A 24,077-nucleotide genomic window follows, 5' to 3' on the forward strand; every position below is an offset into this window, starting at 1 on the left:
TGCCCTGTCGTCCGGTTACCGGTTGCCGAAGCCGGCCCTGCGCAAGGCGTCGGCCATCGAGCCGGTGGGTTCGGCCGCCGGCTTGCGCTGATTGCCGCCACGGCCCTGGGTCTGCCCGCGGCCTTGGGTCTGCCCGCGCGGCTGGCTCTGCGCACGTGCCTGGCCACGGTCGGCACCACGTCCACCCTGCGGGCGTGCCTGGCCGCGCGGTGCGCCACCGCCACGGCTCTCGCCGGCCGCGGGCTTGCCCGGCTCGTCGTCGAGGCGCAGCGTCAGACCGATGCGCTGGCGCGCGACGTCGACCTCGAGCACCTTCACCTTCACCACGTCGCCGGACTTGACCACTTCGCGCGGGTCCTTGACGAAATTGTGCGACAGCGCCGACACGTGCACCAGACCGTCCTGGTGCACCCCGACATCGACGAACGCGCCGAACGCGGCCACATTGGTGACCACTCCTTCGAGCACCATTCCCGGTTTCAGATCGGCGACCTTCTCGATGCCCGCGGCGAATTCGGCGGTCTTGAACTCCGGGCGCGGGTCGCGGCCCGGCTTCTCCAGTTCGGCGATGATGTCACTCACGGTGGGCACACCGAATTTCTCGTCGGTGAACTCGGCCGGGCGCAGGGCGCGCAGGGCGCCGGTGTTGCCGATGATCTCGGCGATCGGGCGGCCGGTGCGCTCGAGGATGCGCCGCACCACCGGGTAGGCCTCCGGGTGCACGGCCGAGGTGTCGAGCGGGTCCTCGCCACCGCGAATGCGCAGGAAGCCGGCGCACTGTTCGAAAGCCTTGGGCCCCAGCCGCGGTACGGCGAGCAGCGCGGTGCGACTACGGAACGGGCCGTGCTGATCACGATGGGCCACAATGCTTTCCGCGACCGAGCCGGACACACCCGAGACACGGGCCAGCAGCGGCACCGAGGCGGTGTTCACATCGACACCGACGGCGTTCACCGCGTCCTCGACGACCGCGCCCAGCGAACGGGCCAGCAGGGTTTCGGACACGTCGTGCTGGTACTGGCCGACGCCGATCGACTTGGGGTCGATCTTCACCAGTTCGGCGAGGGGATCCTGCAGACGCCGGGCGATGGAGACCGCGCCACGCAACGACACGTCCATGTCGGGCAGTTCGGCGGTGGCGTAGGCCGAGGCCGAGTACACCGAGGCGCCCGCCTCCGACACCACGATCTTGGTCGGCTTGTTCTCGGGGATGCGCGAGATCAGTTCGGTGGCAAGGGCATCGGTTTCCCGCGAGGCCGTGCCGTTGCCGATGGCGATGAGGTCGACGCCGAACCGGGCCACCAGCGCGGCCAGCACGGCGAGTGACTTCTCGGTCTGCCCCTGCGGCTTGTGCGGGTAGATGACCTCGGTCGCGACGGCCTTGCCGGTGGCGTCGACGACGGCGACCTTCACCCCGGTGCGGTAGCCGGGGTCCAGCCCCATCGTGGTGCGGGTGCCCGCGGGAGCGGCCAGCAACAGGTCGCGCAGGTTGGTGGCGAACACGTCGACCGCGTCCTTCTCGGCGGCCTGACGCAGCCGCATCCTGGTGTCGATGCCCAGGCTCACCTGCAACTTGGTGCGCCAGGCCCAGCGCACGGTGTCGAGCAGCCAGGAATCGGCGGGACGGCCCTGATCGGCGATGCCGAAGGCCACCGCGATGCGGCCCTCGTAGATGGTGCGCTCGCCGGGCTCGAGTTCCTGGGTGTCGGGTTCGAGGTGCAGACTGAGGATGTCTTCCTTCTCCCCGCGCAGCAACGCCAGGATCCGGTGCGAGGGCAGCTTGCGGAACGGCTCGCTGAACTCGAAGTAGTCGGCGAACTTCGCGCCCGCCTCCTCCTTGCCCGCGCGCACGGTGGCGGTGACCTGGCCACGGTTCCACATCAGTTCGCGCAGCTCACCGACCAGGTCGGCGTCTTCGGCGAAGCGTTCGACGAGGATCGCGCGCGCACCGTCGAGCTGTTCGGTGGTGTAGTTCGCCGGGTCGGTGGTGGGGTCGCCGATCAGCGCGTCGGCCACCGGCTCGTGGCCGGCCTCGCGCGCGATCTGCGCTTTGGTGCGGCGCTTGGGCTTGTAGGGCAGGTAGATGTCTTCCAGGCGCGCCTTGGTTTCGGCGAGCATCAACTGCTGGTGCAGGGTGGGGTCGAGTTTGCCTTGGCCACGGATGGATTCGATGATGGCGCCGCGTCGTTCGTCGAGCTCACGCAGATAGCCGAGCCGTTCCTCGAGCTGACGCAATTGGGCATCGTCGAGCCCGCCGGTGACCTCCTTGCGGTAGCGCGCGACGAACGGAACCGTCGAACCGCCGTCGAGCAGTTCGACGGCGGCGCGGACCTGGGCCTCACGCACCCCCAATTCGTCCGCGATCCGCCTGCCTACGCTGGCCAGGATGGTCGTGCTGTCGGTCGGAGTGCCGTTCGACGTCGAACGGGCGATCTCGGGCGCTGTCGTCACAGCCGCAGAGACTACATCTCCGCACCGACACCCGGTGGGCGCCCAGGTCAGCGGTTCGCCGCCGATCCGCGGTCGAGCAGAACCGCGGCGAGTTCGCGCATCTCGGCCTTGCGGACCTTGCCGGTGACCGTCATCGGGAACTCGTCGGTGATGTGCACGTAGCGCGGGATCTTGTAGTGGGCCAGGCGACCGGCGCAGAAGTCGCGCAGGGCGGCGGCGTCCAGTGGCGCGGCGTCCTCGCGCAGCCGCAGCCACACCATCAGTTCCTCGCCGTATTTCTCGTCGGGGACACCGATCACCTGCGCGTCGACGATATCGGGGTGGGTGTAGAGGAATTCCTCGATCTCACGGGGGTAGATGTTCTCGCCGCCGCGGATCACCATGTCCTTGATCCGGCCGGTGACCGAGAGATATCCGTGTTCGTCCATCACCCCGATGTCGCCGGTGTGCATCCAGCGGGCGGCATCGATCGCCTCGGCGGTCTTGTCGGGCTGGTCCCAGTAGCCCAGCATCACCGAGTAACCGCGGGTGCACAGTTCGCCGGGCTCCCCCCGGGTGACGGTATGTCCGGTCGCCGGGTCGACCACCTTCACTTCGAGGTGCGGGCCGACGCGTCCGACGGTGGCGGTGCGCCGTTCGATGCTGTCGTCGCGCCGGGTCTGGGTCGACACCGGACTGGTCTCGGTCATGCCGTAGCAGATGGCGACCTCGGTCATGCCCATCCGGTCGATCACCCGTTTCATCACCTCGACCGGGCACGGCGAACCCGCCATGATGCCGGTCCGCAGGCTCGACAGGTCGTGGGCGGCACCGGCATCGAGTTCGGCCAGCATCGCGATGAACATCGTCGGCACTCCGTACAGCGCGGTGCAGCGTTGCGCGGCGACAGCGGCCAGGGTGGCGCCCGGGTCGAACGACGGCGCCGGAATCACCACGGCCGCACCGTGGGAGGTGGCCGCGAGGTTGCCCATCACCATGCCGAAGCAGTGGTAGTAGGGCACCGGCACGCAGATCCGGTCGGTGGCGGTGTAGCCGCACAGTTCACCGACGAAGAACCCGTTGTTGAGGATGTTGTGGTGGCTCAGCGTCGCGCCCTTCGGGAAACCGGTGGTGCCCGAGGTGTACTGGATGTTGATCGGGTCGTCGGCCGACAGTGTCTCGGCGACCGCGGCCAGTCGCGCGGTGTCCGGTGCGGTCCCGGCTACCCCCTGCCACTGCGGGGTGCCGAGGATCAGCACCTGTTCCAGTGCCGGGCAGTTCGGCCGCACCTGTTCGATCATCGCCACGTAGTCGGTGGATTTGAACTCCGGTGCCGCGATCAGGGCCCGCACCCCGGCTTGTCGGAGCACGTACTCCAGTTCGCTGCTGCGGTAGGCGGGATTGATGTTCACCAGCACGGCACCGGCTTTCGCGGTGGCATACTGCACGAGGTACCACTCGGCGCAGTTCGGTGCCCAGATCCCCACCCGGTCACCGGCGACGACGCCTTGCTCGAGCAGACCCGTCGCGACGGCATCGACCGCCGCGCCCACCTCCAGGTAGGTCCAGCGCCGGTCGGTCGGACAGTCGATGAGCGCTTCGCGTTCGGGGTGGGTCGCGACGGCGCGATCGAGGTTGGCGCCGATGGTGTCGCCGAGCATCGGGGTGCTCGCCGGTCCACAGGCGTAGCTGAGTTCGGGCATCACCGGTTCTCCTTGCCGCGCAGCAGGAATCGTTGCACCTTGCCGCTGGGGGTCTTGGGCAGGCTCGGCACGAAATGTACCGACCGCGGGTAGGCGTGCGCGGCGAATTCGTCCTTGACCAGTTGTTGCAACTCGGCCACCAGTTCGGCATCGCCCTCGACACCGGCACGGGGCACCACGAACGCCTCGAGCACCTCACCCCGCAATTCGTCGGGCATGCCGACCACGGCGGCCTCGGCGACCCGCTCGTGCATCACCAGCACGCTCTCCACCTCGAACGGGCCGATCCGGTAGCCGGCCATGATGATCACATCGTCGTCGCGGGCGTTGAAGCGGAAGAAGCCGTCGGCGTCGCGGGCGCCGACATCGCCGGTCAGGTACCAACGCCCGTCTGCGGTGAAGCGGGCCGCGGTGCGTTCGGGGTCGTCGAGGTAACCGAGGAACCACAGCAGCGGACTGTGATCGGTGTCGATGGCGACGCGGCCCATCTCGCCCGGTGCGGCCTCGTCGTCGGACCCTTCGGCCAGCACCGCGCACGTCCAGCCGGGCAGCGACCGGCCCATCGAACCGGCCGGAGCCGCCACATCCAGGTCGCGATGCCAGGCATGGCAGATGACCATCCCGTGCTCGGTCTGCCCGTAGTGATCACGTACCGCCACTCCGAGCGCTTGCCGCGACCAGCCGACGACCTCGGGGGTGAGCGGCTCCCCCGCCGACGACGCCCGGCGCAGCGCGACGTCGTCGGGCGCCTGATCCCCGGCCCGCAAGGCCCGGTACACGGTGGGCGCCGCGGCGAAGTTGGTGACGCCGAAGCGGCGCAGCACCTGCCAGGTGAGCGGTGCGGAGAACCCGGCGTGCAGCAGCAGGCTGCGCACTCCGGTGGCCAGGGGTGCCAGGATCGCGTAGTAGAGGCCGTAGGCCCAGCCCGGATCGGCCGCGTTCCAGTAGACATCGTCGTCGCGCACGTCCAGCGCGAATTCCTGGTAGGCGTGGAAGGAGGCCAGCGCGCGCACCGGGATCGGGACACCCTTGGGTGTGCCGGTGGTACCGCTGGTGAACAGCTGCACCAGGAGTCCGTCGCCGCCGACCGCCACCGGGGTCGCGCGCGGGTCGTCGGCCCGGTGCGCGGCGATCAGGTCGTCCAGCGTCCGGGCGCCGGACTCCCCCGCGACGATCAGCACCCGGTCGGTGTCGCCCGGAACCAGCTTCGTCGCCTGATCGGCGTCGGCGACGACGACCCGGGCGTTGCTCGCCGCGAGCCGGAACTCGATGGCGGGCGTGGCGAAGGCGGTGAACAGCGGCACGTGCACCGCGCCGCGACGCCAGATCCCGAGCAGTGTCGCCACGAGGTCGGCGGACTTGGTCATCAGGGTGGCCACCCGATCACCGGGGCCGATGCCGAGTTCGGCCAGGGCGACGGCGAAGCGGGCGGAACGTTCGCGGAGTTCGCCGTAGGTCAGGTCGCGGGCGCTCAGGTCGGCCTCGACCACGGTGAACGCGACCGCGTCGGCCGGGTGCCGGTCACACAGCAGGTCGGCCGCGCAGGCCTGCGGGCGGTCGTAACAGTCGAGCAGGTCGCGCACCCGCGCGTCCAGATCGGTCCTCATCGCAGTTCTCCTCAACGCCTCGAACGGTGTCGAATAGAATGTGGCACACCTCACGTTCACCACTACCCCCGAAAAGGGGTGCCCCATGACCGCACTGTTGCGACCACGCGACGGTGACGCGCTGCGCGCCGAGATCCGCTGGGTGGCGCGCCGGGCCGACGTGCCGGTGGTCTTCGGCGGGGCGGTGGACGAGGACACGCTGCTGCTCACCGAGTTCGTCGGCACGGTCACCACCGGGCTGCGCGGATTGTCGGTGCTGCGCACTTCCGGCCTGGGCGGCCAGGCCATGCAGCACCGCAGGCCCGCGTCGGTGGCCGACTACCGGTGCGCGTCCACCATCACCCACGACTACGACGCCGCCGTCTCGGGCGAGGGTCTGCGTTCGGTGATCGCGGTGCCGGTGGTGGTCGCCGACCGGCCGCGCGCGGTGCTCTACGCGGCCAGCCGGGGCGCGAGCCCGCTGGGTGATCGCACCGCCGAGGTGGTCGTGGCTGCGGGCAGGCGGCTGGCGCACGAGATCGCGGTCCGCGACGAAGTGGACCGCCGGGTTCGGCTGCTCGAGCTCGCCGCGCCCACGACGTCCACCGCGCCGGCGGTCACCGAGGAGCTCCGCGAGATCCACGCCGAATTGCGGGCCTTGTCGGGCGGTGCCGGCGACGCCGGATTGCGCGACCGGCTCGCCGGAGTGTGTGCGCGGCTGACCGGGGTCCTCACCGGCGAGCCGGCGGGCGCGGTGCCACAGCTGTCGCGCCGGGAGCTCGACGTGCTCGCTCAGATCGCGTTGGGTTGCACGAATCAGGAAGCGGCGCTGCGGCTCTCGCTCGGTGCGGAGACGGTCAAGAGCTACCTGCGGCAGGCGATGAGCAAGCTCGATGCCCGCACCCGCCACGAAGCGGTGGCACTGGCTCGACGGCACGGTTTACTGCCCTGAGCGGCAGCTGTGCGATTCATCACCCACGGTGACCGAAGGTCGGCTCCGCGCGCGGACATCGGGGCGCACCACCGGCTGTTACCACTTGGAACGATCCACGTCGTCCGGTCAGTCGATAGTCGAAATACCAAGGGCCGCAGTAAGTGTGCTCGCTGTACAGGTTCGGTGGCGTCCGCCACGGCGACCCGGACTGGTTCCGATTGGAACCAGCAAGACTCACTATGGACGTTCACACAACGAATATGGCCAATAGATGCCCAGATGTCTTTGGGGCAAAACAATCTCGGCACCGATCCGGCCCGGTACCGTCGATCCGATGACGGAGCCTTTTCAGCTGGCCGGCCTCTCGCTGGACTGTGACGACCCCGAATCTCTCGCCCGCTTCTATCTGGGACTACTCGGCGGCCGCGTGCTGTGGAACGACGCACACAGCGTCGGCATCCGCATACCGTCGGGTCTGACCATCGCCGCACAGCACGTCGAGGACTACTACCCGCCACAATGGCCGGGCACCGCCGCGGTACACCTGGATCTGGCCGCCGATGCCGACCTGGATCTGTGCGAACAGCACGCCCTGGCGGTCGGCGCGAAAACCGCTCCGGTGCAACCGGACCCACGATGGCGGGTCCTGCTCGACCCGGCCGGGCACCCGTTCTGTATCACCACCCGGCTGGCACCCAACTGAACCGGGTCACTCCGGGAGCAGGTCCGGCCTGCGGGCGCGCGTGCGCTCCAGCGACTGCTCGCGGCGCCAGGCGGCCACCTTCGCGTGGTCGCCCGACAACAGGATCGGCGGGACGTCGAGGCCACGCCAGGACACCGGGCGGGTATAGCTGGGGCCCTCCAGTAGACCGTCGGAAAACGAATCCTCCTGGTGTGACTGCTGATTGCCGAGCACACCGGGGATGAGGCGCACCACGGCCTCGGTCATCACCAGCACCGCGGCCTCGCCGCCGATGAGCACATAGTCGCCGATGCTCACCTCTTCGACCCGGACGCGGCGGGCGGCATCGTCGAACACGCGCTGATCGATGCCCTCATAGCGGCCGCAGGCGAACACGATGTGGCGCTCGGTGGCCCAGCGTTGCGCGGTGGCCTGGGTGAACGGCACACCGGCCGGGGTGGGCACCACGAGCAGGGCATCGTCGGGGCACACCTCGTCGAGGGCCGCACCCCAGACGGTGGGCTTCATGACCATGCCGGGACCACCGCCGTAGGGCGAGTCGTCGACCGACTTGTGCACATCGTGGGTCCAGTGGCGCAGATCGTGCACACCCACCGAGATCAGGCCCTTGTCGACGGCCTTGCCGAGCAGCGCGGTACGCAGCGGCTCGAGGTACTCCGGGAAGATCGTGACGACGTCGAGTTGCACGAATTACTCCGGATCGAGCAGGCCCTCGGGCGGGGTGATGACCACCAGACCATCGGCGATCGAAACCGTCGGCACGATGGCGGTGACAAAGGGAATCAGAATTTCGCGGCCGTCATCGGCGGCGCGCACCGACAGCAGTTCACCCGCGGCCGAATGCAACACCTCGGTGACCGCGCCGACGACGGTGCCGTCGGCGAGCTCGACGCGCAAGCCTTCGAGCTCGTGGTCGTAGAAGGCGTCGTCGTCATCCGACGGTGGCAGGGACGCGCTGTCGACGACGAACAGCAGTCCGCGTAGTGCGTCGGCGGCGGTGCGGTCATCGACACCGTCGACGCACACCAGAAGCCGGCCCGAGTGCTCTCGGGCCGACTCCACGGTGAACTCACGGGTCGCCGAGGACTTCGGCATCCGGCCGTACAGGGTGGTGCCGGGGGCGAACCGGACGTCCGGTTCGTCGGTGCGGACCTCCACGACGAGCTCGCCGCGCACACCGTGCGACCTGGCGACCCGACCTACGACGAGTTCCATCTAGGCGTCGGTGTCGACCACGTCGACCCGGATGCCACGGCCGCCGATACCGGCGACCAGGGTGCGCAGCGCGGTCGCGGTACGACCACCGCGCCCGATCACCTTGCCCAGATCCTCAGGATGGACATGCACCTCGACGGTGCGCCCGCGCCGGCCGGTGAGCAGCTCGACGCGGACGTCGTCCGGGTTGGCGACGATGCCGCGAACCAGATGTTCGACGGCATCGGCAACAACAGCAGTCATTACTCGGCAGCCTCGGCGGCGGCGGTCTCCTCGGCGGCGGCCTCTTCCTTCTTGGCGGCCTTCTTCTTCGGGGTGACGGCCTCGGCGACGGGCTCGTTGTCGGCAGCGGCCAGCGCGGCGTTGAACAGATCCAGCTTCGACGCCTTCGGCGCCTTGACCTTCAGGGTGCCCTCGGTGCCCGGCAGGCCCTTGAACTTCTGCCAGTCGCCGGTGATCTCGAGCAGGCGCTGCACCGACTCGGTGGGCTGGGCGCCAACGGACAGCCAGTAGGCGACGCGCTCGCCGTCGATCTGGATCAGCGAAGGCTCTTCCTTCGGCTGGTACAGGCCGATGGCCTCGATGGCCCGGCCGTCACGACGGGTGCGGGCGTCGGCAACCACGACGCGGTACTGCGGGTTGCGGATCTTGCCCATGCGGGTGAGTTTGATGCGAACAGCCATGCTGATCTGCCTCTTTCAGTAGTTTCGGTCACCACGCGATTCAGCGACCCACACGGTCTGTGGGTCCGGTTTCGCGCATGAAGTGCGTGACCGCCGCGCGGTACGTAACCGGAGACGGGCTGACACTGTCCAGGAAGGACGATGGCCCATTCTGCCAGACGGGTAGTGCGCTGCTGAAATCGACTGGGCCGATCTGCCCTCAGCGGTGGCCGGTGACGGGGTTCGGGGTTTTCACGACCAGGCCGCGCAGGACAACCCATTGTGGGTCGGTGAGGGCGGACGGGTCGGTGCGGGGGTCTTCGGCGTAGATCACGAAGTCGGCGGGGGCGCCTTCGGTGACCGACTCGCGGCCGAGCCAGGTGCGGGCGTTCCAGGAGGCGGCGCCGAGGGCCTCGTGCGGGGACAGGCCCGCGCCGGACAGGGCGGTGATCTCGTCGGCGATGCGGCCGTGGCGGATCGAGCCGCCGGCGTCGGTGCCCGCGTAGATCGGCACGCCCGCTTCGTGGGCGCGGCCGACGGTGTCGCGGACGCGGCGGTGCAGGTCGCGCATGTGAGCGGCGTACACGGGGAACTTGGTGGCGCTGTCGGCGATGCCGGGGAAGGTGTCGATGTTGATGAGGGTAGGGACCAGCGCGGTGCCGTGGGCGAGCATCAAGTCGATGGTGTCGTCGGTGAGTCCGGTGCCGTGTTCGAGGCAATCGATCCCGGCGTTGACCAGGCCGGGCAGGGCGTCCTCGCCGAAGACATGGGCGGTGACGCGGGCCCCGTTGGCGTGGGCGGCGTCGATGGCCTGTTTCAGGATGTCGTCGCTCCACAGCGGGCGCAGGTCGCCGACGGAACGGTCGATCCAGTCGCCGACGATCTTCACCCAGCCGTCGCCGAAGCGGGCCTGTTCGGCGACGATCTCGGGCAGGTCGCGCTCGTCGTCGAGTTCGATGCCCAGTTCCCGGATGTAGCGCTTGGGGCGGGCGATGTGGCGGCCCGCGCGGATGATGCGCGGCAGTTCGGCGTGTTCGTCGATGAAGCGGGTGTCGATCGGGGAGCCCGCGTCGCGCAGCAGCAGCGCGCCCACGTCGCGTTCGGTCTCGGCCTGTTCGATCGCACCCTCGTGGGTTTCGTCACCGCCGCCGTATCGGATGCCGACGTGGCAGTGGGCGTCGACCAGTCCGGGCACGATCCAGCCGCCCCGGCACAGGGTGTCGGCGCCCGCGACCGGTTCGAAGGTCACCGTGCCGTCCACCACCCACAGGTCGCGTTCCTCGTCACCGGGCAGAACCACACCACGTACGTGCATGCACAACCTCCTCGACGTCGACGCCTGCCAACCTACCGCCGCGATCGGCTCGATGCGCGCGGACCACAGCCGAGTGCCGAAAGGCGTTGCGGCACTATCGGATCAGCTTCGTATCGACTCCCGGAACCGTCGCCGAAAGCGGCGGTGGCGCGGGTTCGAGGCAGCGGGAAGCGGGCCGCAGAGCCCACGCCACCAGCACACACAGCGCGAACACCGAGGTCCACAGGATGTGCTCGACGCCGGAATCGGCGGCGAAGTGCGAGGCCGACGCCCCGATGAAGTTGTAGAAGGCACCGGCGCAGGCCCATTCCTTGCACCGCCCGAGGCCGGGCAACGCGATCACCACCGCCCCCGCGATCTTCCACGCACCGAGCATGGTGACGAAGTAGGCGGGGTAGCCCAGCTCGAGCATGCCCGCCACCGTGGCATCGCGGCCGAGCAGATCGGCGATCCCCCCGCTCGCGAGGACCGCCACGACGACACCGGTCGCACCCCAGAACACGATCGTCACCGCCCGACCCGAGCCGAGCCGGGCGCGCAGTCGCCCGGGTGTCCACGAACCGGGCGCGATCACCCGGCGCCGCTGGGGGCGGGTCGCCCAGGACAGACACGTCATCGTGGCGAAACCGAGCGGGCCGACGGCGGCCGGCTCACCTTGGACCGCCAGCGAGACCGCCGCCCCGAGGTAGATGAACAGCACACCGGCGTACACCCATTCCTTCAGCCTGGGCAGGCCGGGCGCCAGCAGCACGAACGCCCCCGGAATCTTGGCGATGCCCAGGATGACCAGCACATAGGCGGGATAGCCGAGCTGGTCGACGGCCACCTCGCGCACGATGTCGAGGCGCGCGATGTCCCAGACCCCACCCATCGCGGATTCGACGGCGACGATGAGGGTGGTGATCCAGTAGACGATGTTGCGGTAGCGGCTGGCGGTGCGTAGCGGTTCGGTCATGACAGATCCTCGAGTCGGTGGCCGCCGATCACGGCGAGTTCGGTTGACACCGCTCTGACCGACCCGCGCACCCCGATGTGACAGCACCCCGGTGACTCGGACCCGGCGCGCCGAATCAGTGCTCGGCGAGGTCCATCGTGGCGAGGCGAACGGGGTCGCCGATCATCTCGATGCCGGCGATCTTGTCGCCCAGGAGCGTGAACGCGAACACGAACCGCACCCGGCCGCCGACCGACCAGACCGCGCCGGGTTCCCGGTCGATCGTGGCGAGCCGGGCGCCCTGCGCGCGCCCGGAGAACGTCCGGGCGACAGCGTCGGCACCGAGAACCTGTGCGGCGGCGCCCGCCGCGACGACGGTCTGATCCGCGCGCAACACGACCTCGGGGTCGAGCAGTTCGAGCAGTGTCTCGAAACGGCCGGTGCGCGCCGCGCGCAGGAAGGCGTCGACGATCTCGCGCCGCCGCGGGCCGTCGACGGAGCCGGGCTCGTCGATGCCCTGGACCCGGCGGCGCGCCCGGCTGGCGAGTTGCCGCGTCGCCGCGCTGGAACGGCCCAGAACTGCGGCGATCTCGTCGAACGGGACGGCGAACAGGTCGTGCAACACGAAGGCGAGGCGTTCGGCCGGGCCGAGCGTGTCGAGCACGACCATCAGTGCCGAGCCGACGGAGTCGGCCATCAGCAACTCTTGTTCCGGGGCCGGCGCGCCCACGCGTTCGGGTCCGTCATCGACCGGTTCGGTGCCGTAGAGGTGTTCGCGCCGGTTCCTGCGGCTCTGCAGGACGTTGAGGGCGACACGTGAGACCACCGTCGTCAACCAGCCGGCCAGGTTGTCGACCTCGGAGACATCGCTGCGGCTCAACCGGATCCAGGCTTCCTGCACCGCGTCCTCGGCGTCGGTGGCCGAGCCGAGCATCCGGTAGGCCACGGCCCGCAGGTGCCCCCGGTTGTCCTCGAATTCCCGCACCAGCCATTCGTTGTGGTCCATCTGTCACATACCTCCTCGCGGATCGGTCAGTACCTATGACCGGCCGACCCGCGCCGGTGTGACAACACCTCACCGAGGAGACCCGACCGTGACCATCCCGACCCACCGCATACCCGACTGGCTGCGCACCGGCTTCTACTGGTTTCTGGCGCTCGAGTTCTTCGTCGGCTTCCTCACCAAATTCTGGCCGGGCGCGACCTTCTTCGGACCGTCATACGCCGAGAAGTTCGCCGACTGGGGTTTCGACCCGAACATGCGTTACGTGGTCGGCGTGATCGAGCTGGTCTGCGCGATCCTGCTGATCATCCCCCGCAGGCAGACACGGTTCCTCGGCGCCGGCGCGCTGGTGCTGTTGCTGACCGGGGCGGTCACCACCCATGTCATCGATGACGCGCCGGTCTACGAAGAGGTCTCGGCACCACTGCACCTGATGATCATGGCGTGTGTGGCGATCGCGAACTGGCCCGCCGAGGTGCGCGAGCTGCTGCGGTGGGGCCCCGCTCCCACCGAGCGAGCGGCCATTCGGCGGGCAGCCACCGAGCGGGCGAGCACCAATGGTTGAGGTCTCGACCGAGCAGCGCAACACGGCGTGGCGGGCGGCCACCGTCTTCGCCCGTCTCGCACTGGCGGCGGGCTTCCTTTCGGCGGTCGCCGACCGCTTCGGCCTGTGGGGTGCGGCCGGGACCGGGCAGGTCGCCTGGGGTGACTTCGATGCCTTCCTCACGTATCTGCACAGCCTCGCGCCCTATCTGCCGACCGCGCTGGTCGAGGTCCTCGGCTGGGCGGCGACCGTGGTCGAAGTGGTCCTCGGCGTGGCCTTGCTACTCGGGTTCGCCCTGCGGTGGTCGGCGCTGGCCGCTTTCGCGACCCTGCTGAGCTTCGCGTTGTCGATGGCGGTCTTCTCGGGTCCCGAGGCACCGTTGAACGCGTCGGTGTTCACGGCCGCGGCGGCCGCGCTGCTACTGGCCCTCGCCGCCCACGGAGACCGGATCCCGGCGAGCATCGGAAGCGGGGTGAGGGCCGGGGTACCGCCGGCGGTGTAGCCCGAGCTGGGCCACACCGCCTCTTGTTCGGTTGAAGGCCCACGGTCCAGATCTACGGTTCTCGGTCCAGGAAGATCGTCACGGCGTCGATGTCGGACGAGCTGGGCGCGAATTCCACGAAGGCCACGCCGTGCGCCTCGCCGATCCGCAGGCTGGCGCTGACGGTGCGGCCGGCGGCGATCATCTTGTCCCATTCCATGTTGCGCGCGATATCGGTGAGCTCGGCGGCTGTGCGGGGACCTCCGGTCGATACTTCCACCACCGCGCGGCCGCCGAGCAGCTCGTGCACGCGCCCGGTGTCCGCGGCGGCCGCGGCGGCGAACAGGTGCCCGACCCGGCGTTTGCCGCTCCCACCGACACCGCGCAGCGCGCGCATCATGCCGACCGCGCCGCTCATCCCGAGCTCCCGGATCAACTGCGGCCCCAGCTTGGCGCCGGCGAGCACTCCGGCCTTACCGGTGCCGAGCAGGCGGGTGATCATCACCGCCAGCTCCCAGTGCGCGGCCAGGCGCACGATCCGCCAACCGCCGTCGGTGTCGACCAGGTCGTAGCGCAGGTGCATCGGCACCGTGATGGTGGCGCCGGTGGACATGGTCGTCCGGATGTGCAGATCGCGGACCACCGTGTGCCCGGCCACCAGATCCCGGTCGACCTGGAAGGCGATGCTGTTGGGTCCGATGAACGCGTTGTAGAACCGCGCGATCGCCTCGGTACCGACATGGGCCGGGGCGCCGACCGGGTCGTTGACGGCGGCCTCGGCGGTGAACAGGGCGACCCAGGCGTCCTTGTCGTGTGCCGCCACCGCGCGCGGCGAGGCGTGCACCGCCGCCAGCAAGCGTTCCGAGGTCGGGTCCAGCGGCATATTTCTCGTCCTCACGTCGTCGTGGTCTCGCCGCATCCATGATAGAACGTGTTCTAGTTTTTGATCGGCGATCGCGCCATCGCGCCCTCGCCCTGTTCGACGGAGAATCTCGATGCAGTGGTACACCGGGAACACCACCTACGACACCGTGCTCACCATCGGCTTCGCGTTCGCCGCCTTCGTCATGATCGGCGGGATGTTCGCCCAGAGTCCGTACGGGCGCTTCACCTCGACCAAGATCGGGCTGAACCTCAACCCCAAGCTCGGCTGGTGGCTGATGGAACTACCGGCCACCGTGGTCTTCGCCGTGTTCTACCTCACCGGTCCCGATCCGTTCTCGCCCACACCACTGGTGCTGGCGGCGATCTGGGTACTGCACTACGCCAACCGGGGCTGGTTCTTCCCACTCTCGATCCGGCAGGTGCCGGGCAAGACGAGCAGTTTCAACTTCTCGGTGGTCGCGGCCGGGGTGTTCGTGACCGCACTGCACGGCTACCTCAACGGCGCGTTCTTCAGCCACGACTACCTGAACCAGTACAGCACCGCGTGGCTGACCGACCCGCGCTTCCTGCTCGGCCTGGTGGTGTACCTGTGCGGTTTCGCGCTGCTGGTGCACTCGGAGTCGATCGTGCGCAACCTGCGCGACAAGAACGATCCGGGCGCCGCGGAGTACCGCATCCCGCGCGGCGGCGCCTTCCGTCTGGTCAGCAGCCCCGCATACCTGGGCGAACTGATCGCCTGGGCGGGTTTCGCGCTGCTGACGTGGTCGCTGGCCGGTGTGGTGATCCTGCTGATCACCGCGGGCAACCTGGTACCGCGCGCCTTCGCGACACACCGCTGGTACCGGGAGAAGTTCGCCGACTACCCGACCGACCGCAAGGCCCTGATCCCCGGCCTGATCTGAGTCCGGCCACGCGAACGCCGCGGTCGCAACGATCCGACCGCGGCGTGGGCGGGGCACTCAGTTCTTCGGGAACTTCAGTTGTGACAGGTCGATGCCGTCCAGTCCGGGCGGCAACTGATCGAGGCCGGGCGGCATCTGCGACAGGTCCATGCCCTGCGGCAGGCCGGGCATCCCGGCGGGCATGCCGGGGAAACCGCCACGTGCCTTCGGCGGAGTCGGCCCGCGACCGCCCTTCTTGCCCTTCTTGCCCTTCTTGTTGTTGCCGCGGCGCGCACCGGGCATCCCCATCTGCCGGCCCATCGCGGCCATCATCTTCTTGGCCTCGAAGAACCGGTCGACGAGCTGGTTGACGTCGGAGACCTGCACACCGGAACCATTGGCGATGCGCAGCCGCCGCGAGGCGTTGATGATCTTCGGGTTGTCCCGCTCGGCCTTGGTCATGCCACGGATGATCGCCTGGACCCGGTCGAGCTGCTTGTCGTCGACCTGGGCGAGCGCGTCCTTCATCTGACCCGCGCCGGGCAGCATGCCCAGCAGGTTGCCGATGGGGCCCATCTTGCGGATGGCCAGCATCTGGTCGAGGAAGTCCTCGAGGGTGAGCTCGCCACTACCGATCTTGCGGGCGGTCTCCTCGGCCTGCTCGGCGTCGTAGACCTGTTCGGCCTGCTCGATGAGGGTGAGCACATCGCCCATGCCCAGGATCCGCGAAGCCATCCGGTCGGGGTGGAAGACGTCGAAGTCTTCGAGCTTCTCACCGGTGGAGGCGAACATGATCGGCGCGCCGGTGACGTTGCGCACCGACAGCGCCGCGCCACCGCGGGCGTCGCCGTCGAGCTTGGTGAGCACGACACCGGTGAAGCCGACACCGTCGCGGAAGGCTTCGGCGGTGCTCACCGCGTCCTGACCGATCATCGCGTCGAGCACGAAGAGGGTCTCGTCGGGTTGCACGGCGTCGCGGATGCCCGCGGCCTGGCGCATGAGTTCTTCGTCGATACCGAGGCGACCGGCGGTGTCGACGATGACGACGTCGTACTGCTTGGTCTTGGCCTCTTCGATACCGGCGGCGGCGACCGCGACCGGGTCGGCGGCGGTGATGCCGAGCGGGTTCGCACCCGGCGCGCCTTCCCCGGCGATGGTGGTGCCGCCGTGCGGTGCGAACACGGGCACGCCCGCGCGCTCACCGACGACCTGCAGCTGGGTGACGGCGCCGGGGCGCTGGAGGTCACAGGCCACCAGCAGTGGCTGATGCCCCTGGCCCTTGAGCCACTTGGCGAGCTTGCCGGCCAGGGTGGTCTTACCCGCACCCTGCAGACCGGCCAGCATGATGACCGTCGGCGGGTTCTTGGCCAGGTTCAGCCGGCGGGTCTCACCGCCGAGGATCGCCACGAGTTCCTCGTTGACGATCTTGACGACCTGCTGAGCGGGGTTGAGCGCCGCGGAGACCTCGGCACCCTTGGCGCGCTCCTTGACGTTGGCGATGAAGCCGCGCACCACCGGCAACGCCACATCGGCTTCGAGGAGGGCGAGGCGGATCTCACGCGCGGTGGCGTCGATGTCGGCCGGGGACAGCCGCCCCTTACCGCGCAGATCCTGCAGTGCACCGGTAAGCCGGTCGGACAGGGATTCGAACACCGATCGCGCTCCTGATCTGAAAGGGACCTCTATTGCCCTCCCAGGGTAATGGGTGTTATTCCCCGGAGCGCACGTGCGGTGGCACGGTGCGGCGCAGCTCGTGATTCTCGATGTTCACCAGGTACACCGCTTCGCGCCCGGTGAGCCCGAGTTCACGCGAGAGCGCCTCGATCCGATTCCACTCCGATTCCGCGGAATCGACGTGGTGGGCGGTGGTCGAGGCGATGGTCATCGCCGCCAGGGCTTGCGCACCGCTGAGGGTGCGGCCCGGCAACCACGAAACCACCCACAGGTCACCACCGACACATCGCGCGATGTGCGCGGTGGCGTCGCTGGTCATCATCGATGCGGACACGACTTCGATAGCCACGGATCTGCTCCCCTCGAACGAGTGACAGCCAGACTCAAGGAATGCTATAGGTCCTATATCGACTTATCGGGCAGGCAGTTAACAATGCATGGCAACCTGATAGCAATCGGTGAGTAAACCGTGTCCTTCGCCGATCAGCCGGCGGCCTCGGATTCGGTGGGCGCCGGAGCCGGTGCCGGCTGCGGAACCACGGCCAGGACGGCCTTTTCGATGCGATCGCGCAGGACCGGGCTGTCGGTGTCGCCGAGATCGAGGCAGAACGCGTCGACCACGGCCCGGCCCATCGTGACCACCTTGGCCCAGCGCACATTCACCCCGACCGCCGCGAAAGCACCTGCCAGCCTGCTGAGTAGCCCGATCCGGTCCTCGGCGCGCAACTCCATGATCACCTGCCCCGGCGTGCCGGTCGGTTGCCAGAGCACCCGTGGCCGGGCGCGCGCGTAGCGGCCGACGGTTTCGGCTTCGCGGGTGGCGAGCACCTCGGACACATTCAGCGCGCCGCCGATGGCGCGGATCAGTTCCTGGCGCAGCAGCCCCGCCTCGGGCGGGTTACCGAAGGTGGGCATCACCACGAAGGTGTCGATCGCCGAATCCCCCGCCGCGCCAAGTGATGCCGAGAGCACCCGCAGCGAGTGCAGCGCCAGCACCCCGGCCGCTTCGGAGAGCAGACCGGGTGCGTCGGGAGCGATCACGGTGACGACGTAGGTGTGTTTGCTCTCCCCGGCGGCCAGCCGGACGTGCACGCCACCGGCCCGGGCCTGTGCCAGCAGTTGCGCGTCGATCGGTTCCGGTCGCGGCAGCGGTTCGCCCGCCATCACCAGCTTGCAGCGGCGCACGAGGTCACCGATCAGCGAGGCCTTCCAGTCGCCCCAGACACCGGGGCCGGTGGCCAGCGAATCGGCTTCGGCCAGCGCGTGCAGCAATTCGAGCAAACCGACATCACCGTCGAGCGTGTCGACCACGCGGCGCACCGTCGCCGGGTTGTCGAGATCGCGGCGCGTCGCGGTGTCGGGCAGCAGCAGATGGTGGCGCACGATCGCGCTGAGGGTCCGCACATCCGAGGGCCACAGACCCAGCCTGCGCCCGATGTGGGTGGCCAGTTCCGCACCGACCACACTGTGATCCCCGGCGCGGCCCTTGCCGATGTCGTGCAGCAGGGCACCGAGGGCGAGCAGGTCGGGCCGGGCGACCCGGGTGCTCAGCGCACCGGCGCCCGCCACGGTCTCCATCAGATGGCGGTCCACGGTCCAGGTATGCAGCGCGTCACGCGGGGGCAGATCGCGCACCGCGCCCCACTCGGGAAAGAGCCTGCCCCACAAACCCGTTCGATCCAGGGCTTCGACCGCGTCGATGGCGCCCCGGCCCGCGCCCAGCAGTACGAGCAGATCGTTGAGCGCGTCCTTGGGCCACGGCTCACGCAGCTCCGGAGCGTCCTCGGAAAGGCGGTTGAGGGTGGTGGCCGACATGGGCAGGCCGGTCTGCGCCGAGGCCGCCGCGACCCGCAGGATCAGGCCGGGGTCGCGTTGGGGTCGCGCGTCGCGGGCCAGCACCACCTCACCGGAGTGCTCCACCACGCCCTCATCGAGCGGGCGGCGCACCGGTATCCGGCGCAGACGGGCCAGCCCGCGACGCGGCAGCGCGCCCGCGGCGGTGCGCATGCCCACCTCGGTGGAGTAGCTCACCGTGCGCGCCGAATCACTCAGGGTGCGAGCCAGATCGAACCGGTCACCGATGCGCAGCGCGGCCCCGATCTCATCGGCGTCCTGGGCACGCAGCTGATCGCGTGCCCGGCCCGCCACCCGGTGCAGTTCGGTGCGGACGTCGAGCAGCCTGCGGTGCGCCTGGAGCAGGCCGCCACCGGGCACCTCGGGACCCAGACCCGGCATGGCGTCGGTCAACTGGGCGATCGAGAGCGCATCGAGCAACTGGATGTCGCGCAGGCCGCCGCGACCGTTCTTCAGATCCGGTTCGGCGCGGTGGGCGATCTCACCACTGCGCTGCCAACGGGTGGTGGTCTGGGCGATGAGATCGTCGAAACGCGAGCGGATCCCGGTACGCCATTCCCGGCGGACCCCACCGATGAGCAGATTGCTCAGATCCTCGTCGCCGACGATGTGGCGGGCCTCGAGCAGACCGAGCGCGGCGATCATGTCCTCGGCGGCCACCCGCAGCGCCTGGGGCACCGTGCGCACGCTGTGGTCGAGCTTGATGTGGGCGTCCCAGAGCGGATACCAGAGCTGATCGGCGACTTCGGCGACCACGGCCGGGTCCACCTCGTCGTGCAGCAACACCAGATCCAGATCGGAGTACGGCAGCATCTCGCGCCTGCCCAGACCGCCGACCGCGACGATCGCGAGGCCGCTGTCGGCGGTGATGCCGAGTTCGTTGCCCTTGTTGGTGAGCCACAGTTCGAACAGATCGACCAGTGCCGCGCGCAGTGCCTGCGGGTCCAGGCGCGAGGTGCGCGCGCCCGCGCTGTCGAGCAGCTGCGCCCTGGCCCTGACCAGGTCGGCCGCCCCGTTGTGCTGAATACCGCCGTTCTGATGTGCCACTGCCCCACCGCCGTTCACGCACGCGGCCCCGCCCTCCCGAAGTTCGGTGTGAGCGGGGCCGGCGCTGGTCCCTACGTCGTCGGACGCTCCGACGACGAATTACAGTGCGTCGGTACCGCGTTCGCCGGTACGGACGCGGATGATCGTTTCGACCGGGGTCACCCAGACCTTGCCGTCACCGATCTTGCCGGTCCGCGCGGCCTCGACGATCACCTCGACGACCTTCTCCACCGAGGCGTCGTCGACGACGACCTCGACCCGGACCTTGGGTACGAAGTCCACCGAGTATTCGGCTCCGCGATAGACCTCGGTGTGACCCTTCTGCCGGCCATAGCCCTGGACTTCGCTGACGGTCATGCCGAACACACCCGCCTGCTCGAGTCCGGCCTTGACGTCTTCGAGGGTGAACGGTTTGACGATAGCGGTAACGAGTTTCATTACGTCATGCCTCCTTGACGGCAGTCCGTGCCGTGCCACTCACAGCAGCAAAATCGTATGCCGTCTCGGCGTGTTCGGACTCGTCCATGCCCGCGGCTTCTTCTTCGGCATCGGCGCGCAGCCCGATCGTGGCCTTCAGGACCAGCGCGATCACGGTCGCGATCACCAGCGAATAGGCCAGCACCGCGAAGGCACCGAGCGCCTGGCGACCCAGCAGTTCGAAGCTGCCGCCGTAGAACAGACCGTCGACACCGGTCGGGGCCTCGGCCGTACCGACCAGGCCGATCAGCACGGTGCCCAGCACACCACCGACGAGGTGGATGCCGACCACGTCGAGCGAGTCGTCGTAGCCGAACTTGAACTTCAGGCCGACCGCGAGCGCACACGCCGCACCCGCGATCACGCCGATCGCCAGCGCACCCAGCACGTTCACCGAAGCACAGGCGGGGGTGATCGCGACCAGACCGGCCACGATGCCCGAGGCCGCACCGAGGGAGGTGGGCCGGCCGTCACGGAACTTCTCCACCAGCAGCCAGGCGAGCATCGCGGCCGCGGTGGCGACCAGGGTGGTGACGAAGGCGGCCGCGGCGGTGCCGTTGGCGCCCAGCGCCGAACCGGCGTTGAAACCGAACCACCCGAACCACAGCAGGCCGGCACCGAGCATCACGAACGGGAGGTTGTGCGGACGGAACGGGGTCTTGGGCCAGCCCTTGCGCTTGCCCAGCACCAGGGCCAGCGCGAGCGCCGCCGCGCCGGAGTTGATGTGGACCGCGGTGCCACCGGCGAAGTCGATCGCCTCGACCTTGGACATGATCCAGCCGCCACCCCACACCCAGTGCGCGACCGGGAAGTAGACGACGCTGACCCAGACCGCGGCGAAGATCAGCCAGGCGCTGAACTTCATCCGGTCGGCGACCGCACCCGAGATGAGGGCCACGGTGATGATCGCGAACATCGCCTGGAAGGCCACGAAGACCAGCACCGGAATCGTGCCGGTGAGCGGCAGGTTCGCGGCGTCGTCACCGAAACCGGTGAACAGCGTGCGCAGACCGAAGAACTCGGTCGGATCGCCGATCAGGCTCGCCTTGTCGGTGCCGAAGGCCATCGAGTAGCCGTAGAGCGCCCACAGCACCCCGACCACACCCATGGCGCTGACGCTCATCATGATCATGTTCAGGACATTCTTGCTACGGACCATGCCGCCGTAGAAGAACGCGAGCCCGGGCGTCATCAGCAGCACGAGAGCCGCACTGGTCAGTACCCAGGCCGTGTCACCTGTGTCGAGCGCGTCGGCGCTCGCCAGGAATACGGGATTCACCACCGTTAGTCCTCCTCATCTCGGGCCCCGCCGGTGACGGCGTAAGGACCTGTAGAAAAGGGTCGCTACTCGGTGTTTCATTCGTTGAGCTGTGGTGTTTCGCCTGCGTGAACGGGTCGCACAGTTGTGTTGCTGTCAGGTTTCGTGCGTTTCGCCGAGCCGCGCGGACGACGGTGAGGTGGCCGCGCGGGCGCGGGTTGCCGCCCGTTCGCGCGGGGCCGCGGCGTGGCGAATCGGCCCAGCGGACAGCGCTGCCCGCCCGGTCACCGGACCGGGCGGGCAGGGCCGCACGGCTAGGAAGTGCCGCCGAGCAGAGCGTCGACGAAGGCGTTCGGCTCGAACGGGGCCAGATCGTCGGCGCCCTCCCCCAGGCCGACGAGCTTCACCGGCACCCCGAGCTCGTGCTGCACCTGGAACACGATGCCGCCCTTGGCGGTGCCGTCGAGCTTGGTGAGCACCACACCGGTGATGTCGACGACATCGGCGAACACCCGGGCCTGCATCAAACCGTTCTGACCGACCGTGGCGTCGAGGACCAGCAGCACCTCGTCGACTTCGGCCTTCTTCTCCACCACGCGCTTGACCTTGCCCAGCTCGTCCATCAGGCCGGTCTTGGTGTGCAACCGGCCCGCGGTGTCGATGAGGACCGCGTCGACACCACGGTCGATACCGGCGGCGACGGCGTCGAAGGCGACCGCGGCCGGGTCGGCGGCTTCCTTGCCGCGCACGGTGTCGGCGCCGACTCGTTCCCCCCAGGTCTGGAGCTGGTCGGCGGCGGCGGCGCGGAAGGTGTCGGCGGCGCCGAGCAGCACCCGGCGGCCGTCGGCGACCAGCACGCGGGCCAGCTTGCCGGTGGTGGTGGTCTTGCCGGTGCCGTTGACACCGACCACCAGCAGGATCGCCGGATGGTCACCGTGGGGCAGGGCGTGGATGGAGCGGTCCAACTCGGGACGCAACGCCTCGATCAGCACGTCACGCAGGGTGGCGCGGACCTGCTCGGGGGTCCGCACGCTGCGCGCGGCCATCTCCTCGCGCAGCCGCGAGACGATCGTCGCGGTGCTCGCGGTGCCGATATCTGCCAGCACCAGGGTGTCTTCGATCTCCTCCCAGGAGTCCTCGTCGAGATCGCCGCCGCCGAGCAGGCCGAGCAGGCTCTTGCCGACAGCGTTCTGGGAACGCGAGAGGCGACCGCGCAGGCGAACGAGGCGGCCGGTGGTGGGGTCGATCTCTTCGATCGCGGTGGCGACCGCGTCGGCCTCGGTGGGGGCTGCGACCGGGGCGGTCTCCGCCGGGGCCGGGGCGACCGGGGCGGTGGCCGGCTCGACCGGCGCGGTGGGGGCGACGGGTGGGGCAGTGTCGGCGGGAGTGGGGCGAGTGGGCGTGGTGTCGGCGGGAGCGGGCTCGGTCGGCGCGGTTTCCGTCGGCGCGACTTCGGTCGGCGCGACTTCGGTCGGCGCGACTTCAGTGGGCGCTACTTCGGTGGGCGCGGTATCAGTGGGCGGGGTATCGACCGGAGCGGTCTCGGTGGTGGGTTCGGCCGGGGCGACCGGGGTGAGCGTGTCCTCGGGAGAGGCCACGGTCTCCTCGGCCACGACGTCACGCTCGGGCAGCGGGACATCGGTGATGTCACGCCGGGTGGCGTCGCGCGGGACCGCGGCGTCGTCACCGACGTGGGGCTGCCCCTCGGTGTCGGTGCGCTCGGGCACCGGTTCGGGACGCGGCAGGGTCGCCGCCGTCGCCCCGCCCTGGCTGAAGCTGAACCCGCCGGACGCGGTGTAACCACCGGAACGATCCGTCAACTCCTTGTCCGGCTCGGGCGGGGCCAGCGAAATCTGGCGCCGCTTGTACAGGACGAAACCCGCGACGAGCGCCACCAACAGGACGGCGGCGATCGCGGCGATCAGGATCCACGCTTGCGAACTCACTTGGCCGAGTCTATTCGGCGAGCTCGTCGCGGCACGTCGGCGGCGTCGACGCGGCGGTTCGATCGCACGATCCGGGCGGGTCGCCGCGTGGCGGAAACACTACAGATTCGTTGTCCTGCGGAACTTCTGGCGCTCGACCCATAGGATCGGCGGAGTGACCGATCGAAACGTGCTTGGGGGGCCGCTCGAAGAATGCGGCGCCGATCCTCTCACGGGGTTCTACCGGGACGGTTGTTGTAGCACCGGTCCCGAGGATCTCGGCAGCCACACCGTGTGCACCGTCGTGACGGCCGACTTCCTGGAGCATCAGGCCTCCATCGGCAACGACCTCAGTACTCCGCGCCCGGAGAACAACTTCCCCGGTCTGCAGCCCGGCGATCGCTGGTGCGTGGTCGCGGTCCGGTGGCTGCACGCGCACGAGGACGGTGTCGCCGCGCCGGTGGTGCTGGCCGCGACCCACGAGAACGCGCTCGAGGTCATCTCGATGGACATCCTGCGCAAATACGCCGTCGACGTGCCCGACGACGTCAGCGACCTCCTGTAGC

23 protein-coding genes are annotated in these 24,077 nt (G+C 69.2%); 6 read left to right on the forward strand and 17 right to left on the reverse strand.

The features are described from left to right. Window positions 1–15: 15 nt before the first annotated feature. Genes ACFO5K_RS11955 through ACFO5K_RS11965 form a run of 3 tightly spaced genes read right to left on the reverse strand, consistent with a single transcriptional unit; the run spans window position 16 to window position 5,740 of the window. A complete protein-coding gene (locus tag ACFO5K_RS11955; protein ID WP_378560472.1) occupies window positions 16–2,451 on the reverse strand; it encodes a Tex family protein in 2,436 nt (811 codons plus the stop codon). Window positions 2,452–2,498: 47 nt separating this feature from the next. Then, window positions 2,499–4,133: an AMP-binding protein gene (locus ACFO5K_RS11960; protein WP_378560475.1), complete on the reverse strand. Its 1,635-nt coding sequence runs from the start codon at window positions 4,131–4,133 to the stop codon at window positions 2,499–2,501. Beyond that, window positions 4,133–5,740, reverse strand: coding sequence for an AMP-binding protein (locus tag ACFO5K_RS11965; protein ID WP_378560478.1), 1,608 nt, complete (start codon window positions 5,738–5,740; stop codon window positions 4,133–4,135). Before ACFO5K_RS11965 ends, ACFO5K_RS11960 begins: the two co-directional genes overlap by 1 nt. 85 nt (window positions 5,741–5,825) lie before the next feature. Here ACFO5K_RS11965 and ACFO5K_RS11970 point away from each other — a divergent pair, with 85 nt between their 5' ends. Both ACFO5K_RS11970 and ACFO5K_RS11975 read left to right on the forward strand, forming a co-directional pair. Continuing rightward, window positions 5,826–6,671 carry a helix-turn-helix transcriptional regulator gene (locus ACFO5K_RS11970; protein WP_378560481.1) on the forward strand — a complete coding sequence of 282 codons (846 nt, stop codon included), beginning with the start codon at window positions 5,826–5,828 and terminating at the stop codon, window positions 6,669–6,671. Between the two features lie 316 nt (window positions 6,672–6,987). Next, entirely contained in the window at window positions 6,988–7,356 is a 369-nt protein-coding gene (locus ACFO5K_RS11975; RefSeq protein WP_378560484.1) for a VOC family protein, read from the forward strand. A 6-nt stretch (window positions 7,357–7,362) separates the two neighbouring features. Here ACFO5K_RS11975 and trmD read toward each other — a convergent pair whose 3' ends face one another. From trmD to ACFO5K_RS12010, 7 genes are all read right to left on the reverse strand, one after another. Further along, window positions 7,363–8,043, reverse strand: a complete 681-nt coding sequence (trmD, locus tag ACFO5K_RS11980; protein ID WP_378560487.1) for a tRNA (guanosine(37)-N1)-methyltransferase TrmD — start codon at window positions 8,041–8,043, stop codon at window positions 7,363–7,365. Between the two features lie 3 nt (window positions 8,044–8,046). Beyond that, on the reverse strand, window positions 8,047–8,571 hold the full coding sequence (rimM, locus tag ACFO5K_RS11985) for a ribosome maturation factor RimM (RefSeq protein ID WP_378560490.1): 525 nt from the start codon (window positions 8,569–8,571) through the stop codon (window positions 8,047–8,049). After that, a complete protein-coding gene (locus ACFO5K_RS11990) occupies window positions 8,572–8,814 on the reverse strand; it encodes an RNA-binding protein (protein ID WP_056811833.1) in 243 nt (80 codons plus the stop codon). Continuing rightward, complete coding sequence (rpsP, locus tag ACFO5K_RS11995; protein ID WP_378560494.1) at window positions 8,814–9,254, reverse strand: 30S ribosomal protein S16; 441 nt, start codon at window positions 9,252–9,254, stop codon at window positions 8,814–8,816. The genes ACFO5K_RS11990 and rpsP overlap by 1 nt, the downstream gene beginning before the upstream one ends. Window positions 9,255–9,453: 199 nt before the next feature. Continuing rightward, window positions 9,454–10,548, reverse strand: a complete 1,095-nt coding sequence (locus tag ACFO5K_RS12000) for a metal-dependent hydrolase family protein (protein ID WP_378560497.1) — start codon at window positions 10,546–10,548, stop codon at window positions 9,454–9,456. Between the two features lie 94 nt (window positions 10,549–10,642). Further along, window positions 10,643–11,503: a DoxX family protein gene (locus ACFO5K_RS12005; RefSeq protein WP_378560500.1), complete on the reverse strand. Its 861-nt coding sequence runs from the start codon at window positions 11,501–11,503 to the stop codon at window positions 10,643–10,645. 115 nt (window positions 11,504–11,618) lie between these two features. Further along, a complete protein-coding gene (locus ACFO5K_RS12010) occupies window positions 11,619–12,488 on the reverse strand; it encodes a sigma-70 family RNA polymerase sigma factor (RefSeq protein WP_378560503.1) in 870 nt (289 codons plus the stop codon). A gap of 88 nt (window positions 12,489–12,576) precedes the next feature. Here ACFO5K_RS12010 and ACFO5K_RS12015 point away from each other — a divergent pair, with 88 nt between their 5' ends. Both ACFO5K_RS12015 and ACFO5K_RS12020 read left to right on the forward strand, forming a co-directional pair. Further along, window positions 12,577–13,050, forward strand: coding sequence for a DoxX family protein (locus tag ACFO5K_RS12015; protein ID WP_378560506.1), 474 nt, complete (start codon window positions 12,577–12,579; stop codon window positions 13,048–13,050). Beyond that, window positions 13,043–13,531, forward strand: a complete 489-nt coding sequence (locus ACFO5K_RS12020; protein WP_378560509.1) for a DoxX family membrane protein — start codon at window positions 13,043–13,045, stop codon at window positions 13,529–13,531. The genes ACFO5K_RS12015 and ACFO5K_RS12020 overlap by 8 nt, the downstream gene beginning before the upstream one ends. Window positions 13,532–13,583: 52 nt before the next feature. Here the strand turns inward: ACFO5K_RS12020 and ACFO5K_RS12025 are convergent, their stop codons facing one another. Next, window positions 13,584–14,393, reverse strand: a complete 810-nt coding sequence (locus ACFO5K_RS12025) for a nuclear transport factor 2 family protein (protein WP_378560512.1) — start codon at window positions 14,391–14,393, stop codon at window positions 13,584–13,586. Window positions 14,394–14,505: 112 nt separating this feature from the next. Here ACFO5K_RS12025 and ACFO5K_RS12030 point away from each other — a divergent pair, with 112 nt between their 5' ends. Beyond that, complete coding sequence (locus tag ACFO5K_RS12030; RefSeq protein ID WP_378560515.1) at window positions 14,506–15,297, forward strand: 3-oxo-5-alpha-steroid 4-dehydrogenase; 792 nt, start codon at window positions 14,506–14,508, stop codon at window positions 15,295–15,297. 57 nt (window positions 15,298–15,354) lie between these two features. On the opposite strand, the gene ffh is transcribed toward ACFO5K_RS12030, so the two are convergent. The 6 genes from ffh to ftsY form a co-directional block, all read right to left on the reverse strand. Further along, window positions 15,355–16,929: a signal recognition particle protein gene (gene ffh / locus ACFO5K_RS12035; protein WP_378560518.1), complete on the reverse strand. Its 1,575-nt coding sequence runs from the start codon at window positions 16,927–16,929 to the stop codon at window positions 15,355–15,357. A 55-nt stretch (window positions 16,930–16,984) separates the two neighbouring features. Further along, a complete protein-coding gene (locus tag ACFO5K_RS12040; protein ID WP_378560521.1) occupies window positions 16,985–17,299 on the reverse strand; it encodes a hypothetical protein in 315 nt (104 codons plus the stop codon). Between the two features lie 134 nt (window positions 17,300–17,433). Continuing rightward, entirely contained in the window at window positions 17,434–19,851 is a 2,418-nt protein-coding gene (locus tag ACFO5K_RS12045; RefSeq protein WP_378560524.1) for a [protein-PII] uridylyltransferase, read from the reverse strand. Window positions 19,852–19,950: 99 nt separating this feature from the next. Further along, entirely contained in the window at window positions 19,951–20,289 is a 339-nt protein-coding gene (locus ACFO5K_RS12050; protein WP_378560527.1) for a P-II family nitrogen regulator, read from the reverse strand. A 4-nt stretch (window positions 20,290–20,293) separates the two neighbouring features. Beyond that, complete coding sequence (locus ACFO5K_RS12055; RefSeq protein WP_378560530.1) at window positions 20,294–21,610, reverse strand: ammonium transporter; 1,317 nt, start codon at window positions 21,608–21,610, stop codon at window positions 20,294–20,296. Window positions 21,611–21,900: 290 nt separating this feature from the next. Beyond that, on the reverse strand, window positions 21,901–23,532 hold the full coding sequence (gene ftsY, locus ACFO5K_RS12060) for a signal recognition particle-docking protein FtsY (protein ID WP_378560533.1): 1,632 nt from the start codon (window positions 23,530–23,532) through the stop codon (window positions 21,901–21,903). A gap of 154 nt (window positions 23,533–23,686) precedes the next feature. Between ftsY and ACFO5K_RS12065 the strand changes: the two genes are divergently transcribed. Further along, window positions 23,687–24,076: a DUF2237 family protein gene (locus ACFO5K_RS12065; protein ID WP_378560536.1), complete on the forward strand. Its 390-nt coding sequence runs from the start codon at window positions 23,687–23,689 to the stop codon at window positions 24,074–24,076. Window position 24,077: the final 1 nt, after the last annotated feature.

The organism is Nocardia halotolerans (assembly GCF_042650145.1).
GTDB classification, from domain to species: Bacteria; Actinomycetota; Actinomycetes; order Mycobacteriales; family Mycobacteriaceae; genus Nocardia; species Nocardia halotolerans.